The 21,977-nt window shown below is 57.6% G+C and carries 22 protein-coding genes; 18 read left to right on the top strand and 4 right to left on the bottom strand.

Annotation, left to right across the window (positions count from 1 at the left end):
- Position 1: 1 nt before the first annotated feature.
- The 4 genes from WG939_RS01665 to WG939_RS01650 are packed head-to-tail and all read left to right on the top strand — an operon-like array spanning position 2 to position 3,755.
- On the top strand, positions 2-958 hold the full coding sequence (locus WG939_RS01665; protein ID WP_339981810.1) for a DHH family phosphoesterase: 957 nt from the start codon (positions 2-4) through the stop codon (positions 956-958).
- The gene (locus WG939_RS01660; RefSeq protein ID WP_339982607.1) at positions 945-2,252 is read left to right on the top strand and encodes an MATE family efflux transporter; all 1,308 of its coding nucleotides are present in this window, start codon (positions 945-947) and stop codon (positions 2,250-2,252) included. The genes WG939_RS01665 and WG939_RS01660 overlap by 14 nt, the downstream gene beginning before the upstream one ends.
- A 53-nt stretch (positions 2,253-2,305) precedes the next feature.
- Positions 2,306-3,106 (top strand): metallophosphoesterase family protein, encoded by an 801-nt coding sequence (locus tag WG939_RS01655; protein WP_339982605.1) that lies wholly within the window; start codon positions 2,306-2,308, stop codon positions 3,104-3,106.
- Positions 3,099-3,755 carry a 4'-phosphopantetheinyl transferase family protein gene (locus WG939_RS01650; protein WP_339981809.1) on the top strand — a complete coding sequence of 219 codons (657 nt, stop codon included), beginning with the start codon at positions 3,099-3,101 and terminating at the stop codon, positions 3,753-3,755. The genes WG939_RS01655 and WG939_RS01650 overlap by 8 nt, the downstream gene beginning before the upstream one ends.
- Here WG939_RS01650 and truB read toward each other — a convergent pair.
- A complete protein-coding gene (truB, locus tag WG939_RS01645) occupies positions 3,752-4,645 on the bottom strand; it encodes a tRNA pseudouridine(55) synthase TruB (RefSeq protein ID WP_339981807.1) in 894 nt (297 codons plus the stop codon). The genes WG939_RS01650 and truB overlap by 4 nt on opposite strands.
- A 30-nt stretch (positions 4,646-4,675) precedes the next feature.
- Between truB and WG939_RS01640 the strand changes: the two genes are divergently transcribed.
- The 10 genes from WG939_RS01640 (at position 4,676) to WG939_RS01595 (ending at position 17,917) form a co-directional block, all read left to right on the top strand.
- Positions 4,676-5,638 carry a bifunctional riboflavin kinase/FAD synthetase gene (locus WG939_RS01640; protein ID WP_339981806.1) on the top strand — a complete coding sequence of 321 codons (963 nt, stop codon included), beginning with the start codon at positions 4,676-4,678 and terminating at the stop codon, positions 5,636-5,638.
- 110 nt (positions 5,639-5,748) lie between these two features.
- Positions 5,749-6,018, top strand: a complete 270-nt coding sequence (gene rpsO, locus WG939_RS01635; protein ID WP_339981805.1) for a 30S ribosomal protein S15 — start codon at positions 5,749-5,751, stop codon at positions 6,016-6,018.
- 212 nt (positions 6,019-6,230) lie between these two features.
- Complete coding sequence (locus WG939_RS01630; protein ID WP_339981804.1) at positions 6,231-8,453, top strand: polyribonucleotide nucleotidyltransferase; 2,223 nt, start codon at positions 6,231-6,233, stop codon at positions 8,451-8,453.
- A gap of 232 nt (positions 8,454-8,685) precedes the next feature.
- Positions 8,686-9,435 carry a 4-hydroxy-tetrahydrodipicolinate reductase gene (dapB, locus tag WG939_RS01625; RefSeq protein ID WP_339981802.1) on the top strand — a complete coding sequence of 250 codons (750 nt, stop codon included), beginning with the start codon at positions 8,686-8,688 and terminating at the stop codon, positions 9,433-9,435.
- A 21-nt stretch (positions 9,436-9,456) separates the two neighbouring features.
- Positions 9,457-10,209 (top strand): FAD-dependent thymidylate synthase, encoded by a 753-nt coding sequence (thyX, locus tag WG939_RS01620; RefSeq protein ID WP_339981800.1) that lies wholly within the window; start codon positions 9,457-9,459, stop codon positions 10,207-10,209.
- A 32-nt stretch (positions 10,210-10,241) separates the two neighbouring features.
- Positions 10,242-11,147 carry a 4-hydroxy-tetrahydrodipicolinate synthase gene (gene dapA, locus WG939_RS01615; protein WP_339981799.1) on the top strand — a complete coding sequence of 302 codons (906 nt, stop codon included), beginning with the start codon at positions 10,242-10,244 and terminating at the stop codon, positions 11,145-11,147.
- Positions 11,148-11,149: 2 nt separating this feature from the next.
- Positions 11,150-13,183, top strand: coding sequence for a ribonuclease J (locus tag WG939_RS01610; protein ID WP_339981798.1), 2,034 nt, complete (start codon positions 11,150-11,152; stop codon positions 13,181-13,183).
- 54 nt (positions 13,184-13,237) lie between these two features.
- Entirely contained in the window at positions 13,238-13,837 is a 600-nt protein-coding gene (locus WG939_RS01605; RefSeq protein ID WP_339981797.1) for a TIGR03085 family metal-binding protein, read from the top strand.
- Positions 13,838-13,900: 63 nt separating this feature from the next.
- On the top strand, positions 13,901-16,690 hold the full coding sequence (locus tag WG939_RS01600; protein ID WP_339981796.1) for an FtsK/SpoIIIE family DNA translocase: 2,790 nt from the start codon (positions 13,901-13,903) through the stop codon (positions 16,688-16,690).
- A gap of 192 nt (positions 16,691-16,882) precedes the next feature.
- Positions 16,883-17,917 (top strand): TerC family protein, encoded by a 1,035-nt coding sequence (locus WG939_RS01595; RefSeq protein ID WP_339981794.1) that lies wholly within the window; start codon positions 16,883-16,885, stop codon positions 17,915-17,917.
- A gap of 82 nt (positions 17,918-17,999) precedes the next feature.
- Here the strand turns inward: WG939_RS01595 and WG939_RS01590 are convergent, their stop codons facing one another.
- Positions 18,000-18,290, bottom strand: coding sequence for a YciI family protein (locus WG939_RS01590; RefSeq protein ID WP_339981793.1), 291 nt, complete (start codon positions 18,288-18,290; stop codon positions 18,000-18,002).
- 38 nt (positions 18,291-18,328) lie between these two features.
- Between WG939_RS01590 and pgsA the strand changes: the two genes are divergently transcribed.
- From pgsA to WG939_RS01570, 4 genes are read left to right on the top strand one after another with little or no spacing between them, the layout of a single operon-like run.
- The gene (gene pgsA, locus WG939_RS01585) at positions 18,329-18,892 is read left to right on the top strand and encodes a CDP-diacylglycerol--glycerol-3-phosphate 3-phosphatidyltransferase (protein ID WP_339981792.1); all 564 of its coding nucleotides are present in this window, start codon (positions 18,329-18,331) and stop codon (positions 18,890-18,892) included.
- Positions 18,885-19,397 carry a CinA family protein gene (locus WG939_RS01580; protein ID WP_339981791.1) on the top strand — a complete coding sequence of 171 codons (513 nt, stop codon included), beginning with the start codon at positions 18,885-18,887 and terminating at the stop codon, positions 19,395-19,397. The genes pgsA and WG939_RS01580 overlap by 8 nt, the downstream gene beginning before the upstream one ends.
- Positions 19,398-19,425: 28 nt before the next feature.
- Positions 19,426-19,737 carry a helix-turn-helix domain-containing protein gene (locus tag WG939_RS01575; protein WP_339981790.1) on the top strand — a complete coding sequence of 104 codons (312 nt, stop codon included), beginning with the start codon at positions 19,426-19,428 and terminating at the stop codon, positions 19,735-19,737.
- Between the two features lie 58 nt (positions 19,738-19,795).
- Entirely contained in the window at positions 19,796-20,614 is an 819-nt protein-coding gene (locus WG939_RS01570; RefSeq protein ID WP_339981789.1) for a PspA/IM30 family protein, read from the top strand.
- Positions 20,615-20,685: 71 nt separating this feature from the next.
- On the opposite strand, the gene WG939_RS01565 is transcribed toward WG939_RS01570, so the two are convergent.
- Together WG939_RS01565 and WG939_RS01560 are read right to left on the bottom strand one after the other, a co-directional pair.
- Positions 20,686-21,297, bottom strand: a complete 612-nt coding sequence (locus tag WG939_RS01565; RefSeq protein ID WP_339981788.1) for an energy-coupling factor transporter transmembrane component T family protein — start codon at positions 21,295-21,297, stop codon at positions 20,686-20,688.
- Positions 21,291-21,974 (bottom strand): energy-coupling factor ABC transporter ATP-binding protein, encoded by a 684-nt coding sequence (locus tag WG939_RS01560; RefSeq protein WP_339981786.1) that lies wholly within the window; start codon positions 21,972-21,974, stop codon positions 21,291-21,293. Before WG939_RS01560 ends, WG939_RS01565 begins: the two co-directional genes overlap by 7 nt.
- Positions 21,975-21,977 lie beyond the last annotated feature (3 nt).

Raw genomic sequence — 21,977 nt, 5'->3', positions numbered from 1 at the left:
CATGTTGCCCTTTTCCACCGCCAGTGACTTAGTCCGACAGGCACGTTCCATCGCCGTCATCGGACATATCCGCCCCGACGCAGACGCAATCGGCAGCGTGACAACACTGCTGCAGGCATTCCAGGCAATGGGGAAGGACGTCGCTGGGTGGATTGGGCAATCTGAGTCGTTCGCGCACAATCTCCTCACCATTCCGATGGCGGAGCAGGTCCAGTGCGGAGATTCACTTCCCGAAGTTGACCTGCATGTAGTGGTGGACTGCGGTTCGAGCGACCGTGCGGGTTCCCTGAGCGATCAGCTCGGGAATCGTCCCCTCATCATGGTTGATCACCACAGCTCAAACCCGGGTTTTGGCGATGTCAATCTACTTGACCACCACGCCGAATCCACCTCCACGATCCTGCGGGAGTGGCTTCGCGATCTCGAAGTCAAACTCACCCCAGGGATTGCCCACAGCATCTATGCAGGCCTGGTCACCGATACCGGTAACTTCCGGTGGGGGCGTCCACACATGCACACCCTCGCCGCCGAGCTCGTCGAGCAAGGCCTCGACACCCGCGCCATAGCGGGGCAGCTTATCGACGACATCAGCCTCAGCGGCCTAGCCATGGTTGGCAAAGTCCTGTCGGGCATCAAGCTTCTTTCTGCTGGCGAGCTGAAAGTCGCTATTCTGACTGCGCCGAACGAACTCATCCATGGGCACCCGATGAGTGAGGTCGAGGGATTGGTGGATTACGTCCGAGCGGTTGAAGACGCCGATCTCGGCGCCGTATTCAAGGAATACCAGCCGGGGTGGTTTGCAGTGTCGCTGCGGACCACAAAGGACATCGATGTTTCTCAGATCGCCGGTGCGCTCGGTGGCGGAGGCCACCTGCGGGCCGCTGGCTACACCACTGAAGGCACAGTTGCAGCTGTTCACCAGGAGCTGCTGGTGGCTGCTCGCGATGGACGTCGATAAGGCGACGCGCGTAGACGCGCGCACAATCTTCGGTCTTGCACTTCCGGCTCTCGGGGTTCTCGCAGCGACGCCGTTGTACCTGTTGCTCGATACGGCTGTGGTCGGGCGACTCGGTGCTACTGACTTGGCTGCATTGGGCGCTGCAACAACGATTCAGGCGCAAGTCACGACGCAACTGACGTTCCTGTCCTACGGAACCACCGCACGCTCGGCTCGGTTGTTCGGCGCGGGTGATCGTGCGGCTGCGATTCGTGAGGGAGTCCAGGCCACGTGGGTGGCTTTTGTCGTTGGGGCGTTGCTGAGTGTCGTGGTGTGGTGTGGCGCTCCAACTTTGACTTATTGGTTGGCAGGCGATCACTCGGTGGCTGCCGAAGCTGCGCTGTGGCTTCGAGTGGCATCTTTGGGAATCCCGCTCATCCTCGCGACGATGGCGGGAAATGGCTGGTTGCGAGGAATCCAAAACACCCGATTACCACTGATTTTTACGCTGTGTGGCATCGTGCCAAGTGCCCTGCTTGTGCCGTTCCTGGTGTCAAAATACGGCATCGTTGGCTCCGCCTGGGCAAACCTCATCGGTGAATCCATCACCTTCCTTGGGTTCTTTCTCGCGTTGCTCAAGGCACACAAGGGATCGTGGGCGCCGGACTTCGGCATCATCCGGCAGCAGCTGGGTATGGGCAAAGACTTGATTCTGCGCTCCTTGCTCATGCAAATCTCATTTGTGTCGGCAGCTGCCGTAGCCGGAAGGTTCGGTGCAGCCTCGTTGGCAGCGCACCAAGTATTGCTTCAGCTGTGGTCGTTTCTCACCCTGGTGTTGGACTCACTCGCGATTGCTGCTCAGGCGCTCGTTGGCGCGGCTTTGGGTGGTGCCTCGATAGCCACGGCCCGCGCGGTTGCGGTCAAGGTCGTGCGCTATTCGACGGTGATGGCAGCCGGACTGTCAGTGATTTTGCTGGCTGGCTACGCTGTCATCCCACGGCTTTTTACCTCAGACGAGCAGGTGCTTTCCACCATGCAAATGCCGTGGTGGCTCATGTGTGCCATGGTCCTGGTCGGCGGAATCGTGTTTGCTTTCGATGGCGTGCTACTTGGGGCTTCTGACGTGGCCTTCCTGCGAAATGCCACCATTGCTTCCGCACTGATCGGTTTTATCCCAGTGGTGTGGCTATCGTTAGCTTTCGATTGGGGGATTGGCGGCGTTTGGGTCGGTTTAGCAAGTTTCATTGCGCTGCGCGCGGTGGCAGTGGTGCTACGTTTCCAAAGTATGAAGTGGGCTGAGTCTGCGTCAACGTAAAATGGGGCATAATTTAGTAAAGGTTGGGAGATAAGGAGACCAAAGTGGCGCATGTGCAAACACTGTGGGCTGTCTCCGACCTGCACGCAGCGGTGAAGGCGAATGTTGCTGTCATTGACTCAATCCAGCCCCGCCATCCGTCAGATTGGCTGATCGTTGCCGGAGACGTTGCTGAGCGGACGGAGCTGGTGCTGGAGCACCTGACCAAACTACGGCAGCGCTTTGCCTGTGTGATCTGGGTACCCGGAAATCACGAATTGTTTTCCCGCAGTGGCGATCGCGCAAAGGGACGCGACAAATATGAGGAGCTTGTGGAAGGTTGCAGGCTCATCGACGTCCTCACCCCAGAAGACCCCTTCCCGGTGTTCGGAGGCCGAACTATCGTCCCACTGTTCACCCTGTACGACTACTCCTTCCGCAAACCGGGACACACGGTGGAGCAGGCGGTACAAGCAGCTCACGACGTCCAAGTTGTGATGACCGATGAATTTGCCATTGCCCCCTTCGTTGACGTTCGAGCCTGGTGTTGGGACCGCTTGGCCTACTCCATTAAGCGCTTAGGGCGCGTCAGCGGACCGACAATCCTCATCAACCACTGGCCCTTGGTCTATGAACCAATCAAGAAGATGGCCTGGCCCGAGATCGGGCTGTGGTGCGGAACTCGACACACCAGGACGTGGGCGCAGCGGTACGGCGCAGAGAAGGTAATCTACGGCCATCTGCATATGCCGGGAACAACCACGGTGTCGGGCATCGACCACGTGGAGGTCTCCCTCGGCTATCCGCGGGAATGGCAGGAATATCCTGCCGACAGGCTGTGGCCATACCCAGTTCTGGAGGTGCATCATGCTTGATGCGACGCTGTTTCCTCCTTCCGCCAAATTCAAGAGTTTCCGAACTGGCCCCGAGCACACCGCATTAGACCACTTCCACAACTTGCACCCGCTTGAGCGGGCATTGGTGGCGCACTCACTGGATGTTCGCAAGGCCGAATTTGGGGATGCCCGGTGGTGCGCACACGAAGCGTTGAAGGTATTGGGGCGCGACAGTGGTGCGCCAATTTTGCGCGGTGAGCGCGGAATGCCGCTGTGGCCAGCTTCTGTGAGTGGTTCGTTGACGCACACCGATGGGTTCCGTGCAGCCGTCGTTGCGCCACGCCTGTTGGTCAGGTCCATGGGGCTTGATGCCGAACCTGCCGAGCCGTTGCCGTCCGGCGTGCTTGGGTCCATTGCCCGAGATGGCGAACATGCGCAGCTAGAGCGACTAAGGGCGCAGGGAATAGAGTGCGCCGATCGCCTACTGTTTTGCGCGAAGGAAGCCACCTACAAGGCATGGTTCCCATTGACCCACCGTTGGCTGGGATTCGAGCAGGCGGAAATCGACCTGCGAGACGACGGAACGTTTATTTCCTACTTGCTCGTCCGGCCAACTCCCGTGCCGTTCATTTCGGGGCGTTGGGTGGTGCGTGACGGCTATGTCGTCGCAACCACCGCAGTTACCTAGAGCGTTGAAGGGCGGGCGACGAAGACCGTCGACAAGCGCTTGCCTTTTTCCTTCACCAGCGCGATCGCACGACCGTCCGGGGCGACAGCGGCGTGCACGCCCTTGAGTCCTCGAGGCTCAAGCCACTTGCCCATGGCGAGGTCCGCTGCTTCTTGTTCCGAGATGCTCACAACAGGGTAGGAGAGTGCCAGGGCCTGATCGAGCGTCAAGGAGAAGGCGTTGTCGGCTTCGAGCTGTTCCAGGGTACGGGCGTGCTCGAGAGTGAAGGGGCCGACGGCTGATCGGCGCAGCGCAGTCAAGTGCCCACCGACGCCCAAGGCCGCGCCCAGGTCGCGCGCTAGAGAACGGATGTACGTGCCCGAAGAACAATGAACACGCACGTCAAGGTCAGTAATTTCACTGTCTCGTCGGATCTCAAGTACGTCGAAGTTAAAAATCGTCACTGGACGTTCCGGCAAAACAACGTCTTCCCCTGCGCGGACACGTTCATGGGCGCGCTTGCCGTCAATCTTGATCGCACTCACGGAGCTAGGGCGCTGCATGATGTCGCCAGTGAGTTGTGCGATCTCAGCGAGAATGTCTGCCTCGGGCACATCTTGGGCCGGGTGGCGAGAGATTTCTTCGCCTTCAGCGTCATCCGTGGTCGTGGCCATTCCGAGGCGAATAGTAGCCTCATACGTTTTGGTCTCAGCAACTAGATGCGCCAGAAACTTGGTTCCGCGTTCCACACCGGCCACTAAGACTCCAGTTGCCATAGGATCAAGCGTTCCGGCATGCCCGACCTTGCGGGTGCCAAAAATCCTGCGGAGTCGAGCAACGACATCATGGGAGGTCATACCTCCAGGCTTATCGACCACGACAATTCCGGAATTGGCAAGCACATCAGACATGGGCCCAAGTCTATGACGTAATCTTTAGCCGTGGATATTTGGCATGGACTTGCAGAAGTCGAACCGGCAGCATCCGTCGTGACAATCGGTGTGTTCGATGGGGTACACCGCGGACACCAAACGCTCATTGGCGGAGCGATCAGTGAGGCGCGCAGCCGCGGCATTCGTAGCGTGCTCCTTACGTTCGATCCTCACCCAGCAGCCGTCATCAGGCCAGACAAGATGCCAGCCCTACTCGGCAACATGGACGATCGGGCAGCTCGTGCTGAACAGCTCGGCATCGACGCGATGCTGGCGCTGCCGTTTACCCGCGATCTTGCCCAGCTCAGCCCGGAGGAATTTTTTACCACCGTGCTCGTTGACGTACTGGATGCACGGGTGGTCATCGTAGGGGAGAACTTCACCTTTGGTCGCATGGCGGCTGGCAACGTGGAGACCCTTCGTGAACTCGGTGCCGAGCGAGGCATTGACGTGATTGTGATGCCATTGCTGGAAGAGGATGGCGTGCGGTTTTCTTCCACTACCGTCCGTCGTTTCCTCGCCGACGGCAACGTCGCCACAGCTGCCCGAATTCTCGGACGTCCATTCTCCGTGTCCGCAACAGTGGTACGAGGTGCCGGACGTGGCGGAAAAGAACTGGGCTTTCCGACGGCAAATATGTACTTCCCAGACGAACGAGCACTTCCAGCTGACGGAGTCTACGCAGGTTGGTTCATCGTCCGATCGACCGCTCCAATCACCGGAGACATGGCGGTTGGGGAGCGCTATCCAGCAGCGATCTCCGTCGGCACCAACCCAACATTTGGGGATGCGCGACGCTCAGTTGAGACCTTTGTGTTGGATCGGCACGCTGACCTGTATGGACATGACTGTGAAGTAGAATTCGTGGATCATGTCCGGGGCATGGAAAAGTTCTCGTCCGTGGAGGAACTTCTGGACGCCATGCATCGAGATGTGTCGCGAATCAGAATGATTTTGGGTATAGCCCCGTAGGCGTGCTAGGGTTTCTCGGTGGCTTTACTGCGGTTCGCAGCAGTTGGCCCGCATCTCTCAAGTAGATGATCTTTTCATGCGGACTGAAATAACTACAAGGAGATAACTCCATGGCTCTTACTACTGAGCAGAAGAAGGAAATCCTGGCCGAGTACGGCCTGCACGAGACCGACACCGGTTCTCCAGAGGCTCAGGTTGCAATGCTGACCAAGCGCATCCAGATCCTGACCGAGCACCTGAAGTTCCACAAGCACGACCACCACTCTCGTCGTGGCCTGCTGCTCCTCGTTGGTCGTCGCAAGGGCCTGCTGCAGTACCTGGCTGACAACAACATCGAGCGTTACCGTGACCTGATCGGTCGCCTGGGTCTGCGTCGATAATCTTTTACAAAGATTTACGTTCACCGTCCTCACTGCCATTGGCAGGGGGACGGTTTTCGTTTGCGTGGGACAAGTTGTGCAACGGCCGGTGGCGTCGATAAGCGCGTATTGACGGAGCTGGTAGAATCGCAGGCAGTCTACACATCTGGACACTTTGGGCGGCACCGATGACCGCCACGCACGAAAGAACGTAAAGAGGAGAGCTCGCCTACATGAGCGACGTCGCATTCTATTCCGATGAGGAATATGGCACCTACGGAGTAACCGCAACCATCAACAACGGGGACTTCGGCACTCGTACCATCCGCTTCGAAACGGGCCAGCTGGCACGCCAGGCCGATGGTGCAGTCACCACCTACCTTGATGAAGAAACCATGCTGCTGGCAACCACCACGGCGTCCAACCAGCCTCGTGAGGGTTTCGACTTCTTCCCACTGACCGTGGACGTGGAAGAGCGCATGTACGCTGCCGGCCGTATTCCTGGCTCCTTCTTCCGTCGTGAGGGACGTCCATCGACCGAGGCCATCCTGGCTTGCCGCCTGATCGACCGCCCACTGCGCCCAACGTTTGTGAAGGGCCTGCGCAACGAAGTTCAGATCATCATCACCGTGCTGTCCATGGATCCAAAGGACATGTACGACGTTGTCGCCATCAACGCGGCTTCCGCAGCAACCCAGCTGTCCGGTCTTCCTGTTTCCGGTGCCGTCGGCGGCGTCCGCATGGCACTCATCGCCGACGAGAAGCACCCTGAAGGTACCTGGATTGCATTCCCAACCCATGAGCAGCACGAGCAGGCACTGTTTGAAATCGTGGTTGCCGGACGCATCGTGTCCAAGAAGGTCGGTCGCAAGACCGTCGATGATGTTGCCATCATGATGGTCGAAGCAGGCGCAACAGAGAACGTGATTGACCGCGTCAAGGATGGCGCTCCTGCGCCGACCGAAGAGGTGGTGGCTGAGGGCCTCGAGGCCGCCAAGCCTTTCATTGAGGTTCTTTGCCGCGCTCAGGCTCAGCTGGCAAAGGCTGCTGCCAAGGAAACGCAGGAGTTCCCACTCTTCCCGCCATACTCTGACGAGATCTACGCTGCCGTGGAGAAGATCGCTGCGAAGAAGCTCGAAAAGTTCATGACCATCAAGGGTAAGCAGGAGCGCGAAGAAGCCACCAACGCTTACATGGACGAGGTTGTGGCAAAGTTTGATGAGGATGAGGAGAAGGAAGTCCGCGCGGCTTACAACTCTGTGATGAAGGCAGTCGTTCGCCGACGCATCCTCACTGATCACTTCCGCATTGACGGCCGTGGCGTCACCGACATCCGCGACCTGGGCGTCGAGGTGGACCTCATCCCACGTGCGCACGGTTCCTCGCTGTTCGAGCGCGGCGAGACTCAGATCATGGGCGTCACCACCCTGGATATGCTCAAGATGGAGCAGCAGATCGACTCCCTGACCCCAGTGAAGTCCAAGCGCTACATTCACCACTACAACTTCCCGCCATACTCCACCGGCGAGACCGGTCGCGTCGGTTCTCCAAAGCGTCGCGAAATCGGCCACGGCGCACTGGCAGAGCGCGCGCTCGTACCAGTGATCCCATCCCGCGAAGAGTTCCCATACGCAATTCGCCAGGTATCTGAGGCGCTGGGCTCCAACGGCTCCACCTCTATGGGGTCCGTGTGTGCCTCCACACTGTCCCTGCTCAACGCAGGCGTTCCACTGAAGGCCTCCGTGGCAGGTATCGCCATGGGGCTGGTATCCGACGACGTGGACGGCGAGACCCGTTACGTCGCGCTCACCGACATCCTGGGTGCGGAAGATGCCTTCGGCGACATGGACTTCAAGGTTGCAGGTACCCGTGAGCTGGTTACCGCTCTGCAGCTGGATACGAAGCTCGATGGCATCCCATCTGAGGTGCTGGCAGCTGCGCTGTCGCAGGCACGTGATGCTCGCATCACTATCCTGGACACCATGGCCGAGGTCATTGACGCTCCAGACGAGATGAACTCCCTGGCTCCTCGCATCACCACCGTGACCGTGCCACAGTCCAAGATCGGCGAGCTCATCGGACCTAAGGGCAAGACGATCAACGCCATCACCGAAGAAACCGGCGCTGAAATCTCCATCGAAGAAGATGGCACTGTCTACGTCTCCGGCACCGGTGAGGCTGCGAACGCTGCGATCGAAAAGATCAACGCGATTGCTAACCCACAAATGCCGCAGGTGGGCGAGCGTTACCTCGGCACCGTGGTCAAGACCACGGCGTTCGGCGCCTTCGTTTCCCTGCTGCCTGGCCGCGACGGCTTGGTTCACATCTCCAAGCTGGGTGGCGACAAGCGCGTAGAAAAGGTCGAGGACGTTGTGAACGTTGGCGACAAGATTCAGGTCGAGATCGCGGACATCGACAACCGCGGCAAGATCTCCCTCGTTCCAGTAGCGGACTAAAGAAAAGTTTCCCCTCTTTGGGCCAGTTGTCATCTGTTTTCCCAGGTGGGCTGGTTCGGAGAGGGGATCTTTTTGTTTTCAGGTACTCAGCCATGATTAATTATCAGTTAACCAGCTTTAGTATTGCTTCATATATTTAGGTATGATGGCACAAAGGCCGAGCCGTTTCCGTGTTTGGAAGTAAAACGGGCCTAAACTTGAGGCTTAACCGCCAACTGAAAGGCTTGAGTAAATGAACAACATCAAAGTTGGCGTCCTGGGAGCTAAGGGACGCGTCGGACAAGCGATCGTCGAAGGCGTGAATGCCACAGACGGACTGGAGCTCGTAGCAGAAGTTGATCGCGACGACAGCTTGAACCTGCTCGTCGAACGCGGAGCCGAAGTTATCGTCGATTTCACCGCGCCTGGCGTTGTAATGGACAACCTTGAGTTCTGTATTAAGAATGGCATCTCCTGCGTGGTCGGCACGACGGGTTTCACCGAGGAGCGCCTAGAAACCGTCCGTGGCTGGCTGGAAGCAAACCCAAAGGTGGGCGTGTTGATCGCTCCGAACTTTGCGATCTCCGCAGTTCTCACCATGCAGTTCGCTAAGCAAGCTGCGCGATTCTTCGACTCTGCCGAAGTGATCGAAATGCACCACCCTAATAAGTTGGATGCACCTTCCGGTACTGCGATTCACACTGCGCAGGGCATTGCAGATGCTCGTCGAGAAGCGGGCATGGGGCCACAGCCTGACGCAACGGAGCAGACCCTGGACGGTGCTCGTGGTGCACTTGTCGACGGCATCCCAGTCCACGCAGTCCGAATGCAGGGCACTGTCGCGCATGAAGTAGTGATCTTTGGTGCGCAGGGACAGTCCCTGTCGATTCGCCAGGATTCCTACGATCGCACCTCTTTTGTGCCAGGTGTGTTGGTGGGTGTCCGCCAGGTTCAGGATCGTCCAGGACTCACTGTTGGTCTTGAGCACTACCTCGACATTTAACTGAAAGGACCTGGGGAAGAAATGGCGAAAGCCGTACCACTAGACGTCACCCTCATCGCGTGCACCAATTTTGTCGCGCCGTCTGACATTGACTGGAGCACCGATGCTGAGGGTGGGGAAGCGCTCGTCGAGTTCGCTGGTCGTGCTTGCTATGAGAGCTTTGACAAGCCAAATCCGCGGACCGCGACGAATGCTGCGTATGTGCGTCACATCATGGAAGTGGGGCATACCGCACTGCTGGAGCACGCGAGCGCGACATTGTATCTTCGTGGAATTTCTCGAAGTGCAACACATGAACTGGTACGGCACCGACACTTCTCCTTTTCCCAGCTCTCGCAGAGATTCGTGCATCCTGATGAATCCAGCGTGATCGTCCCTCCGCTCATCGCCGAAGATGAAGATCTCATGCGACTGTTCGACCGTGCTGTGGACGAGGCACGATTCGCGTTTAACGAACTGCTCGATGCTCTCGAAGAGAAACTGGCGGATGAACCCAACGCCCTGCTCCGAAAGAAACAAGCGCGCCAAGCAGCGCGGGCTGTTTTGCCGAACGCCACCGAGTCTCGCATCGTTGTCACAGGCAATTTCCGGAGTTGGCGCCACTTCATCGGCATGCGCGCCACCGAACATGCCGATGTGGAAATCCGACGTGTCGCTGTCGAATGCCTGAAGGTGCTGCGAGAGCAAGCGCCGACTGTGTTTGGCGACTTCGAAATCGCACAGCTTGCCGACGGCACCGAAATGGCCACCAGCCCCTACGTGACCGACTTCTAGCACTCACACCTTAACTAATCGAGGAGATAGCAATGACTACGGGAAACGCATCCAAGAATGGTGTAGACATGTTCGGCACGATTGGTGTCGCCATGATTACTCCCTTCACCGAGGCTGATGAGCTTGATACCGCAAAAGCGGCCGAACTAGCAGCACACCTGGTTGAAAACGGTGTCGACAGCCTGATTCTTTCTGGAACCACAGGTGAATCTCCAACGACCACGCCACAGGAAAAGATCGACCTGATCAAGGCGGTTAGGAATGAGATCGGGGATAAGGCAAAAATTGTGGCGGGTGTTGGCACCAACAACACCGCTGCCTCGATCGGACTGGCACGCGACGCAGCCAACGCAGGGGCAGACGCATTGCTGCTGGTCACGCCGTACTACTCCAAGCCGAGCCAGGAGGGCGTTTACCAGCACACCGTCGCGGTCGCGGATGCCACTGACCTCCCCCTGTGTCTCTACGATATTCCCGGTCGGTCTGCAATCGAGTTAACGTCTGATACTATTAGACGCCTAGCCAATCACAAGAACATCAAGGCAATGAAAGATGCAAAGGCAAATCTTTGCGCGTCAACCGATTTGATCGCTCAAACCGGTCTAGCCTGGTATTCAGGAGATGATCCACTCAACCTGCCGTGGCTGAGCCTCGGTGCCTCCGGATTTATCTCGGTGATTGGACACGTCGCTCCGCGAGCACTGCGGGAGATGTACACGAGTTTCGAGGAAGGCGACCTCGCCCGTGCGCGGGAAATCAACGCCACGCTGTTCCCACTGTTTAGCGCCCAGGCGCGACTCGGAGGGGTCAGCATGAGTAAAGCTGCTCTGCGCCTGCAGGGCATTGATGTAGGAATCCCTCGCCTGCCACAAGTTGCTGCGAACGCAACTGAGGTCGAGGAATTGCGAATTGATTTAGAAAAGGCTGGAGTCCTTTAAATATGACCGAACCACGTAATCGCTCTCGTAAGGTAACCCGTAAAGCTGGACCTCCCGAGGCTGTAGAAGCCGTTAAGTTCCAAGCACCGGAAATGCCTGAGACGAGCGATTCTGCTCCGGCTGCCTCCACCGAAGGTGGCGATTCCGCGTCTGAGAAGCAGGGGCAAAATCGTAATCGCTCCAACAACCGTCGTGGCGGTCGTAACCGTGGCCGCGGAAATGGCGGCAACGGAAATAACAACGGAAATGGCGGACGCGGACGACGCACCGTTGTTCAGACCATGCAGGGCGCTGACCTGACTGAGCGTCTTCCTGAACCACCACAGGCTCCAAAGGATGGCCTGCGCATCGTCGCACTTGGCGGTATTTCCGAAATCGGCCGCAACATGACGGTCTTCGAATACAAGGGCCGCCTGCTCATCGTCGACTGTGGCGTGCTGTTCCCATCCTCCGGCGAGCCTGGCGTGGACCTGATCCTGCCTGACTTCTCCTACATGGAAGGCAAGTGGGACAAGGTTGAGGCACTGGTTGTTACCCACGGTCACGAAGACCACATTGGTGCTATCCCATGGATGCTCAAGCAGCGCCATGACATCCCGATTTTGGCTTCCCGTTTTACCCTTGCGCTGATCGCGGCCAAGACCAAGGAACACCGCCAGCGTCCGAAGCTCATCGAAGTCAACGAGCAGTCCGACGTGACCCGCGGTCCATTCAACCTGCGCTTCTTTGCCGTTAACCACTCGATTCCGGAGTGCTTGGGCATCGCAATCAAGACCGGTGCTGGCCTCGTTGTTCACACCGGCGACATCAAACTGGATCAGACCCCGACTGACGGTCGCCCAACGGACCTGCCGGCTATGTCTCGCCTCGGCGACGAGGGCGTCGACCTGTTCCTGTGTGACTCCACCAACGCCACCACTCCAGGTGTCTCCGGTTCCGAGTCTGAGATCGGCCCAACGCTAAAGCGTCTGGTGATGGATGCCAAGCAGCGCGTCATCATCGCTTGCTTTGCTTCCAATGTTTACCGTGTGCAGGCAGCTATCGATGCTGCTGTTGCTTCCGGTCGAAAGGTCGCCTTCAACGGGCGCTCCATGATCCGCAACATGGAAATTGCGGAGAAGATGGGACTGCTCAAGGCACCTCGTGGCACGATCATCCAGATGGATGAGGCTGCGAAGATGGCACCTCACAAGGTTCTGCTGGTCACCACCGGTACTCAGGGTGAGCCAATGGCCGCGCTGTCTCGCATGGCGCGCCGTGAGCACCGTCAGATCACCGTTCGCGACGGCGACCTCATCATTCTGTCTTCCTCCCTGGTTCCGGGCAACGAAGAAGCGGTGTTCGGCGTGATCAACATGCTGGCCCAGATTGGCGCTACTGTTGTCACTGGTCGTGACGCCAAGGTCCACACCTCTGGCCACGGCTATGCTGGCGAATTGCTCTTCCTGTACAACGCAGTTCGTCCGAAGAACGCAATGCCTGTCCACGGCGAATGGCGTCATCTACGCGCAAACAAGGAGCTCGCAATCTCTACCGGTGTGCAGCGAGACCGCGTTGTGCTGGCCCAGAACGGCGTTGTGGTTGACCTGGTGAATGGTCGCGCTTCCGTGGTTGGTCAGATTCCAATCGGTAACCTTTACGTTGACGGCACCACCATGGGTGACATCGACGCCAAGGTGCTCGAAGACCGTACATCCATGGGCGAGGGTGGCGTCATCGACATCACCTGTGTCATCGACAACCGCACCGGTCGTTTGTTGGAACGCCCATCGGCTCGTGCTGTGGGCTTCTCTGAAGACGCCATCGCCATGATGCCTGAGGTCGCTGACCTCGTGGAGAACATCATGGTCGAGCAGGCAGGCGAAGGCGAGAACGATCCTTACCGCATGGCTCAGCAGGTGCGTCGCAAGGTCTCCCGCTTCGTCGAGCAGAAGTGGCGCCGCAAGCCGGTCGTCATGCCGACGGTCGTTCCGATGAATTCCGAGACTGAGAACATCGACGACGAAGACCTCCAGTCTGCACGTCCGAGCCTGTAGCTCTTCGAACCCCCGCCCATGAGGTGGGGGTTTTCTTTTGTGAAAGGATTTCCGATGAACTTCGCTGCTGTTGAAAGACAACGCTTAGCCACTACGTTGCTCGCTCTTGGTCCGGACGCGCCCACATTGTGTGAAGGCTGGACTGCTCATCATCTCGCAGCGCACCTTGTGATCCGCGAGAATGATCCGGTGGCAGCCGCCGGGATGTTCGTGCCACTCTTTAAAAGCCGCCTTGAACGTGCGATGGAGGAACAACTGAATCGAGATTTCGAGGACGTTGTGGGGCAGTGGGGGAGGGGACCGCAGGGCATCTGGCAAGTGATGGATTCGCGGGCTAATGTGCTCGAGCACTTTGTGCATCACGAGGATGTGCGGCGGCCTCACGGTCTACAGCCGCGGAGCTTCTCGACGGCTGATGCTGCAGAATTGTATCGAGCCTTTGCCTCAGCTTCGTGGCTTTTCAGGCGGTCAACAGCTGCAGTGGAGTTGTGGCCAGCAGGGCATGTTCCGATTTTGTGTGGTGATCGGTCGTCGTCTCATCGTGTTCAGGTGTTCGGGGAGCTTGGCGAGTTGGTTTTGTTTGCCTACGGACGTCCAGCTTTAGGGCTTGACTGGGTGGGCGATGGGAGTCTCGTGCAGCAATTAAGGCTCTAAACTTTCCAAGTTATCGGTGTGGCGCATGTGACTAGAGTGCTTGGGGCGACTAAGGTTTGTGGCATGTCAGTCTCTGCTAAAACCAAGCGCTCCAATGGTTCACGTCGTAAAACTGGCCCGTCCTCGGGCTCGCGGCGTGGATCCTCTGCCGTGAGCCTTAACTCTCGCACTGCCCAACGCGCTGCCGATACGTCCAACGAACGAACCGGCAGCGCCTTTCGTGCGGTAGGTTCAGGCATTGGAGCCATGTTTGGCGCGACTGCTAAAGGTGTGGGTGGCGTGGCCCGCAAGTTGAGTCATGCGGACGCTGGGAAGGAAGACGTTGTGGAGCAAGAGGTGGCCGACGACCACCGCAAACTAAACCTGGACGAACATGCCGATGCTATTGGCCTGAGCCTGATTGGCTTGGCGATCGTTCTCGGCGGAACAGTCTGGTTCAACGTTGCAGGCCCAGTGGGCCAGTGGATTGCAGACATTGCGCATCTAGCTGTAGGCGCAGGTGCGCTGGTATTGCCACTTGCATTGTTTGTCCTCGCCATCGCTTTGATGATGGGTAAGAAGCCGGAGGCTCGTCGAGAAGTAGGGGCCGTTATTGGCACCACGCTGATCGTTCTGAGCATGCTGGGACTGGTACACATCTTTGCAGGAAGCCCTGCTGAGTGGGCCGGACGTAAGACGGCAGGCGGTGCGTTGGGCTACATCGTAGGTGGTCCGTTGGCCGCGGGCTTTAGCCCTTATCTCGCGATTCCTATTCTGATGCTGGTGATCGTCTATGGCGCATTGCAGGCTACTGGTGTTGCAGTGCGGGAATTTGTTGATTACCTGGTCGATTCCCTCGGATTCAACGACGCTCGTGATGAATCGGAATCTGATGACGATGATCCATATGCAGCAGCAGACAAGGAAATTGAGGAGCTTACTCGCGAGCCTCGTCGTCCGCGTCGCTTGCCTCGTCCATTTGACAACTACCCATTGGAAGAGGACGAAGAAGAGGACCCTCAGCCATCGCTCTTTAGCAAGCCGAAGGCTCGAAAGGTTCCAAAACCAAAGCTCGATGAGGATTTGTACGGTCCGGACACCGATGAGTTCCCAGCTGTAGTCGACGAGCCGGCACCGGAACCAACCATGGTTTTGCCAGCTGCTGCGCCTGCAGAGACAACGGCTGAGGATCCCGTTGCGGCGAGCCGCGAAGCCATGCGGGAAGCGATCATTGCCCGCTCGGGCATCGACCCAGCTGCTGTACAGGCGACGACTCCGAAGAGCGAACTCAAGAAGGAGACACCGGCACCTGCGCCACGCGAAATTGCCGGCGACTACCAGCTTCCGAGCACCGACCTGTTGGTCCCAGGCGAGCCACCAAAGACGCGCACCGCAACCAACGATCGCATGATCGAGGCGATCACCGACGTCTTCCGCGAGTTCAACGTCGACGCCGTCGTGACCGGCTTCTCGCGCGGCCCAACAGTGACCCGCTACGAAGTGGAATTGGGGCCTGGCGTGAAGGTTTCGAAGATTACGAACCTTCAATCCAACTTGGCCTACGCCGTTGCCACCGACAACGTCCGCCTGCTTGCCCCAATCCCAGGCAAGTCTGCCGTCGGTATCGAGGTACCGAACGCCGACCGTGAAATGGTACGCCTTGCCGACGTGCTGACCGCACCGGATACCGTGGCCAACCACGATCCGATGCTCATCGGCCTCGGTAAGGACATTGAAGGCGATTTCATTTCGCATTCGATCCAGAAGATGCCTCACCTGCTGGTGGCCGGTTCGACTGGTTCCGGTAAGTCTGCATTCGTGAACTCGCTGCTTGTGTCTTTGCTGACGCGAGCTACTCCGGATGAAGTGCGCCTGATTCTGGTTGACCCAAAGATGGTGGAACTGACGCCATACGAGGGCATTCCGCACCTGATCACGCCAATCATCACCCAGCCGAAGAAGGCAGCCGCTGCGCTGAATTGGTTGGTTGAGGAGATGGAGCAGCGCTACATGGACATGAAGTCCGCCCGCGTGCGCCACATCAAGGACTACAACCGCAAGGTTAAGTCCGGTGAGATCACCGCACCGTTGGGCTCCGAGAGGGAATACCGCCCGTACCCATACATCGTTTGTGTGGTCGACGAGCTCGCCGACCTGATGATGACAGCGCCTAAGGAAATTGAAGATTCCATCGTGCGTATCACCCAGAAGGCACGTGCTGCAGGTATCCACCTGGTCTTGGCGACCCAGCGTCCATCCGTGGACGTGGTCACTGGCCTGATTAAGACTAACGTGCCTTCTCGCCTAGCCTTCGCTACCTCCTCACTCACCGACTCCCGAGTCATCCTGGACCAAGGTGGCGCAGAAAAGCTCATTGGTATGGGTGACGGTCTGTTCATCCCGCAGGGCGGACGTCCGGTACGTATGCAGGGTGCGTATGTCACTGACGAAGAAGTTCAGGCCGTTGTCGAAGCTGCAAAGACCCAGGCGGAGCCAAACTACACGGAGGGCGTCACCGAGGAGAAGGCATCCGATTCCGCAAAGGAGATCGACGAAGATATCGGAAACGATATGGAAGATTTGCTCGCCGCGGTGGAGATCGTCGTCACCTCTCAGCATGGCTCGACTTCGATGCTGCAGCGCAAGCTCCGCATCGGTTTTGCCAAGGCTGGTCGCCTAATGGATCTGATGGAGACGCGCGGCGTGGTGGGACCGTCCGAAGGTTCCAAGGCCCGAGAAGTCCTTGTGAAGCCAGAAGAACTCGACACAATCTTGTGGATGATCAAGGGCGCTGACCCGGCGGAAGCACCGAAGGAAGAACCTGCAGATGACGTCAAAATTGTTGCTGCAGACCCAACTTCCGGCGTGTTTTAGTATGTGTTTTGGGCCACCATAGGCTAGAGTGGGGTTTCGTCTTGGAGGGGAGTACCCCACTTTTTCCTGACATTGATCGTCAACACGGCAGCCGCATGTTCGGTTCCCGGTCATGTCGCCTCAGTACAACCGACTGAGGTGGGGGAGACCTCCGGTCATTTTCGTACACCGATAAGACCGGAGGTCTTTGCTTTGGAAGTTAATTTGTTGACCTGGACAATTACGGGACTCGTTGTCCTGGGATTGTTCATTTTTGATTTCTTCTCCCACGTCCGCAGCCCACACGAGCCTTCTATGAAGGAATCCGCCTACTGGATGCTTTTCTACATGGGCCTGGCTACCGCCTTTGGTATCTTCCTGTGGTTCACGTGGGGAGAGCCGGGTAATCAGCATCAGCACGGCATGGAATTCTTCACGGGCTATGTCACTGAGCTCGCGCTGTCGGTCGACAACTTGTTCATGTTCGCTCTGATCATGGGCTCTTTCAAGGTGCCTCGCAAGTACCAGCAAAAGGTCCTGCTCATTGGCATTGTCCTAGCCCTGATTTTCCGCCTGGTGTTCATCTTGCTGGGCGCTGCAGTGATCAACGCCTGGTCCGACGTGTTCTACCTGTTCGGCCTGTTCATTCTGTACACGGCCGTCAAGCTGATCATCGATGAGATGTCTGATCAGCCAGAACAGGATCCATCCGACATGTGGATCATTAAGACCCTGCGCAAGGTCATTCACGTCACCCCGTCCTACGAAGGCGACAAGCTCTGGATCCGTCACATGGGCAAGCGTGCGCTCACCCCGCTGTTTGTTTGCCTCGTAGCCATCGGCATGATCGACGTCATGTTCGCGCTCGACTCCATCCCAGCGATTTACGGCATTACCCAGGAGCCATACATCGTCTTCACCGCGAACGCATTCGCTCTTCTTGGCCTACGCCAGATGTACTTCCTGCTGGATGGCCTCATCGATCGCCTTGTCTACCTGCCGTACGGCTTGGCAGTCATCCTCGGCTTCATCGGTGTCAAGCTCGTGCTGCATGCGCTGCACGAAAACAACCTGCCATTCATCAATGGTGGCGAGAACGTCCATGTAATCGAAATTCCGACCTTGGTGTCCCTCTTGGTCATCGTCGGTGTGCTTGCAATTACCACGCTGGCATCCGTTATCAAGACAAAGCGCGACGAAGCTCAGGGCGGCGTCATGCCAGACTGGAACCCTGCCAAGGACATTTAGGAAATCTTTCCCCTGAAAGAACTCAGCCCAGCTCTGTGAGCTGGGCTTTTCCTTTGGTGCCTGTTCCTAATACGGGAAAGATTTAGGAAAACACGTTGAGCACGGGGTTCCACGGGCGAATGGCTCGGCCGTCGAGAAGCCCGGTGGTGTGGAATGGGTCCTTGTCCATCAGCGCAGTGGCGTCGGCGACCTGCGCGCCTTCACCGAGACGGATGATGATCAGTGCGCCGCCTTCGTCGTCGAGGAAGGGGCCGGAGCCGACCAGAATGCCATCATCTTTCAACTTGCCCAGGAATTCGCGGTGAATGGGGCGAGTGCTGGCGATCTCTTGGGAATCGGCGGGGTAGCGGTAGGTTACTGCGAAGTAGGTCATGTCCCTCAATTTTAGGCAACCAGGTAGGGTAGTGCTTTGTGAATGGTGATCAAAAGACCTCCAATTGGAATGTGCCGAATGTGCTGACGAGCCTGCGCATTCTCGCGGTCCCTCTTTTTGTGTGGTTGGTGCTGAAGGCTGACCACACGGACACCCGCTGGATGTGGTGGTCATTTGCGTGCTTCGTTGCCTTGATGATCACGGACAAGCTTGACGGCGACATCGCACGTAAGCACAACTTGATCACGGATTTTGGCAAGATTGCCGACCCGATCGCAGATAAGGCGCTGATGATTTCGGCGTTCGTCAGTCTCAATATTGTGGGCGTGCTGCCTATATGGGTGACCGTGGTGATCGTCGTGCGCGAGCTGGGGATTACGTTCTGGCGAATGATCCAATTGCGACAGGGCAAGGTCGTTCCAGCGTCTAAGGGTGGCAAGATTAAGACCACATTGCAGTCGGTTGCGGTTGCGCTTTACCTGATGCCACTGCCTGATTGGGCGTTCATTGGCGCGCAGGTTGTGATGTATGCAGCTGTCCTGGTGACCGTTGTTACTGGCGTGCAGTACCTCCTTGATTCGCGAAAGGAAAACCGTGCCTAACGTCATCGAGCTTCTGAACGGTCGCAGTCTCGCAACGTGTGAATCCCTCACCTCGGGTCTGCTTGCTAGCCTGATCGCCTCTCACCCAGGTGCGAGTGAGGTATTTGTCGGCGGGCTGGTCACCTATTCCGCCTCGTTGAAGACCAAACTCGCCGGCGTGCCTGCCGAGCTAATCGACGCCCATGGCACGATTTCCGCTGAGTGTGCCGCTGCCATGGCGCAGGGGACCAAGGAGCGTCTGAATGTCGACTATGCATTGGCGCTGACCGGAGTTGCAGGCCCAACCATTCAAGAGGGTCAGCCGGTAGGCGTCGTGTGGCTGGCGCTGGCAGGACCTAACAGAGTCAAGACCGTCCGTGTGCTTCCGGAAGGGCAAACGCGCTGGGCGCTGCGAGATGGGGCAGCTGAACCTGAAGAGGTTCTTGATGGCGACCGCAATACGATTCGTCAGCGCGCAGCGGAGTTTGCTTTGCACTTTCTAGAAAATGAACTGATGGGGAACTAAACGGCGCACTTGTGCGTTGTACTAAACGATGGTTACAAACACAGCACTACTAGAAAAGCCAGTAGCGGAACCTCTGCTGCGTGAAGCATTGGGAGCTGCCCTACGTGCCTTCCGCGCGGATCGTGCGATTACCCTGCGAGAACTTGCCGAAAAGTCCAGCGTTTCACCAGGATATTTGTCCGAACTTGAACGTGGACGCAAGGAAGTGTCTTCGGAACTTTTGGCATCGGTGTGCCACGCTTTGGGCGTGAGCGTAGCTGATGTGCTAATCGAAGCTGCCGGCTCGATGGCAATCCGTTCCGCAGATACCGAGTTCGCGCGCTTTACCCACACTTCCTAGGTACACTGGGAGCGTTAACAGTGTCCTCACACATCAAATCTGGAAGGTTTTAAGACTCATGGCAAACCCATTCGTCAAGGCGTGGAAGTACTTGATGGCTCTGTTCGACTCCAAGATCGAGGAGAACGCCGACCCTAAGGTCCAGATTCAGCAGGCAATCGAGGACGCACAGCGCCAGCACCAGGAGCTTTCTCAGCAGGCAGCAGCAGTTATCGGTAACCAGCGTCAGCTCGAAATGCAGTTGAATCGCCGTCTGGCTGACATTGAGAAGCTTCAGGGCAACACCCGTCAGGCCCTCCAGCTTGCCGACAACGCTCGTGCCGCTGGCGACGTAGCAAAGGCAACTGAGTACGAAAACGCTGCAGAAGCATTCGCTGCTCAGCTGGTGACCGCAGAGCAGTCTGTGGAGGACACCAAGGCTCTGCACGACCAGGCTCTGCAGCAGGCGGCTCAGGCTAAGCAGGCAGTCGAGCGCAACGCAATGCAGCTGCAGCAGAAGGTTGCTGAGCGCACCAAGCTGCTCTCCCAGCTGGAGCAGGCAAAGATGCAGGAGAAGGTCTCCGAGTCCATTAAGTCCATGAACTCGCTCACCGCCTCCGGCAACACCCCTAACCTCGACCAGGTTCGCGAGAAGATTGAGCGTCGCTACGCCAACGCTCTCGGCCAGGCTGAGCTCGCTCAGAACTCTGTTGAGGGTCGCATGGCTGAGGTCGAGCAGGCTGGCATTCAGATGGCTGGTCACTCCCGCCTCGAGCAGATCCGCGCTCAGATGAAGGGCGAACTGCCTGGTGGTGCTCCACAGCAGTCCATCGAAGGTGGCGCTCCAGCAGCTGACGATGCTGTTGCTCAGAAGATGCGCGAGCTGCGAGGGGAGTAATTCCTAAAGCCGAACATGGCGTACGGATGGGACAAAACCATCCGTACGCCAATTTTTGCGTCTAAGGAGAGCTAGTCTCCGACGCCACGGGCGATAAGAGCGTCGCCGATATTTTCTGCCCGTCGAATAGACCGAATGACCGCAGGGGTTCCGAAGGCACGAAGGGAAAATTCAGCGCCACGAGCCTTGCGGGCATCCAGCACCTCCTGCACTGTTGCCAATTGCAAGGGGATGAGTCGAATAGTCAGGCTAATTGCTAGCGCAATGGCATCCACTGGCAATCCCAACCGACCCAATGGTCTTAAGCCCGCAGTGATGGCATCCATCATCTCGCCGACCTTGGTTGTGAGCGTCAGAAGCGTCGCGGCAGCAATCGCAGCATAAATGACCACGATGATGATCGCCGCGCGTTCAAGCCCTAGTTGCCACCACTGAAAAGCGAACAGCATGCTGAGGATAGGCAATGGGGGAGCAAGCTGGGTCCAAGCCACACGAACTGGCACCCCGGCAATCGCGTAGCCGACGAGGGGCAGGAGAAACACTGCAACCGCCCAGGGAATCGTCTTGACAAAGACTGCGGTGGAGATGACAAAGCAGATCAGCGCGAGAAACTTCAAACCAGCAGGCACGCGGTGAAGCGGGGTGTTTCCCGGAATGTAAACCCCGAGCGGGACGGTCAGCATGAACGCTCCATCATCTCCCGGTATGTCCTGATGACATCCTGCGGAGTTCCATCGGCCACGATGCGCCCACCATCAAGGCAAAGCACACGATCAAAGTCCTCAATGAAGTCGAAGTCATGCGTGACCACGATGAGCTGCTGAGACAACGATGAAAACACCTTCTTGATCATCATCCGATTGCGCAAATCCAGCAACGTAGTCGGCTCATCGGCAATGACAATGCCTGGCTCCATGATGAGCACTGCGGCGAGCGCCAGCAGTTGCTTTTGACCACCAGAGAGCGTGTGTGGTGAAGCATCGCGGTGGGACGCTAGGCCGAAGCGCTCGAGGACCGCATCGACCTTGGCCTTGCGCTCGGCCTTCGAGAGTTTCAATCGACGTAATGAGAAATCTACATCTTCGGCCACGGTTGGCATGACGATCTGGTTTTCGGCATCCGAGAACACAAAACCAACATTTCGGCGAACCGCGCGGCCATTGGATGCGACGTCGATGCCGTCGACAAGCACAGTTCCTTCGGTAGGGGTGCCCAGCCCGTTAATCAGGCGGATCAGAGTGGACTTGCCACCTCCGTTAGCGCCGATGATGGCGATACGACGCTCTGTGAGTTCGAGATTAATGTTGTCAAGAACTTGGCGGCCGTCAAAGGCGACCGAGACGGAAGAGAAGGAAATCATGGG

Source organism: Corynebacterium sp. H130, from assembly GCF_037572395.1.
Classification (GTDB): Bacteria; Actinomycetota; Actinomycetes; order Mycobacteriales; family Mycobacteriaceae; genus Corynebacterium.
This window is presented reverse-complemented; position numbering and strand designations above follow the sequence as displayed.

Bases quoted from the DNA above. Each gene is read 5' to 3' on its own strand.
- WG939_RS01665 (WP_339981810.1), top strand. From the start codon at position 2: ATGTTGCCCTTTTCCACCGCCAGTGACTTAGTCCGACAGGCACGTTCC.
- WG939_RS01660 (WP_339982607.1), top strand. From the start codon at position 945: ATGGACGTCGATAAGGCGACGCGCGTAGACGCGCGCACAATCTTCGGT.
- WG939_RS01650 (WP_339981809.1), top strand. From the start codon at position 3,099: ATGCTTGATGCGACGCTGTTTCCTCCTTCCGCCAAATTCAAGAGTTTC.
- truB (WP_339981807.1), bottom strand. From the start codon at position 4,645: ATGTCTGATGTGCTTGCCAATTCCGGAATTGTCGTGGTCGATAAGCCT.
- rpsO (WP_339981805.1), top strand. From the start codon at position 5,749: ATGGCTCTTACTACTGAGCAGAAGAAGGAAATCCTGGCCGAGTACGGC.
- WG939_RS01630 (WP_339981804.1), top strand. From the start codon at position 6,231: ATGAGCGACGTCGCATTCTATTCCGATGAGGAATATGGCACCTACGGA.
- dapB (WP_339981802.1), top strand. From the start codon at position 8,686: ATGAACAACATCAAAGTTGGCGTCCTGGGAGCTAAGGGACGCGTCGGA.
- thyX (WP_339981800.1), top strand. From the start codon at position 9,457: ATGGCGAAAGCCGTACCACTAGACGTCACCCTCATCGCGTGCACCAAT.
- dapA (WP_339981799.1), top strand. From the start codon at position 10,242: ATGACTACGGGAAACGCATCCAAGAATGGTGTAGACATGTTCGGCACG.
- WG939_RS01610 (WP_339981798.1), top strand. From the start codon at position 11,150: ATGACCGAACCACGTAATCGCTCTCGTAAGGTAACCCGTAAAGCTGGA.
- WG939_RS01605 (WP_339981797.1), top strand. From the start codon at position 13,238: ATGAACTTCGCTGCTGTTGAAAGACAACGCTTAGCCACTACGTTGCTC.
- WG939_RS01600 (WP_339981796.1), top strand. From the start codon at position 13,901: ATGTCAGTCTCTGCTAAAACCAAGCGCTCCAATGGTTCACGTCGTAAA.
- WG939_RS01590 (WP_339981793.1), bottom strand. From the start codon at position 18,290: ATGACCTACTTCGCAGTAACCTACCGCTACCCCGCCGATTCCCAAGAG.
- WG939_RS01575 (WP_339981790.1), top strand. From the start codon at position 19,426: ATGGTTACAAACACAGCACTACTAGAAAAGCCAGTAGCGGAACCTCTG.
- WG939_RS01570 (WP_339981789.1), top strand. From the start codon at position 19,796: ATGGCAAACCCATTCGTCAAGGCGTGGAAGTACTTGATGGCTCTGTTC.
- WG939_RS01565 (WP_339981788.1), bottom strand. From the start codon at position 21,297: ATGCTGACCGTCCCGCTCGGGGTTTACATTCCGGGAAACACCCCGCTT.
- WG939_RS01560 (WP_339981786.1), bottom strand. From the start codon at position 21,974: ATGATTTCCTTCTCTTCCGTCTCGGTCGCCTTTGACGGCCGCCAAGTT.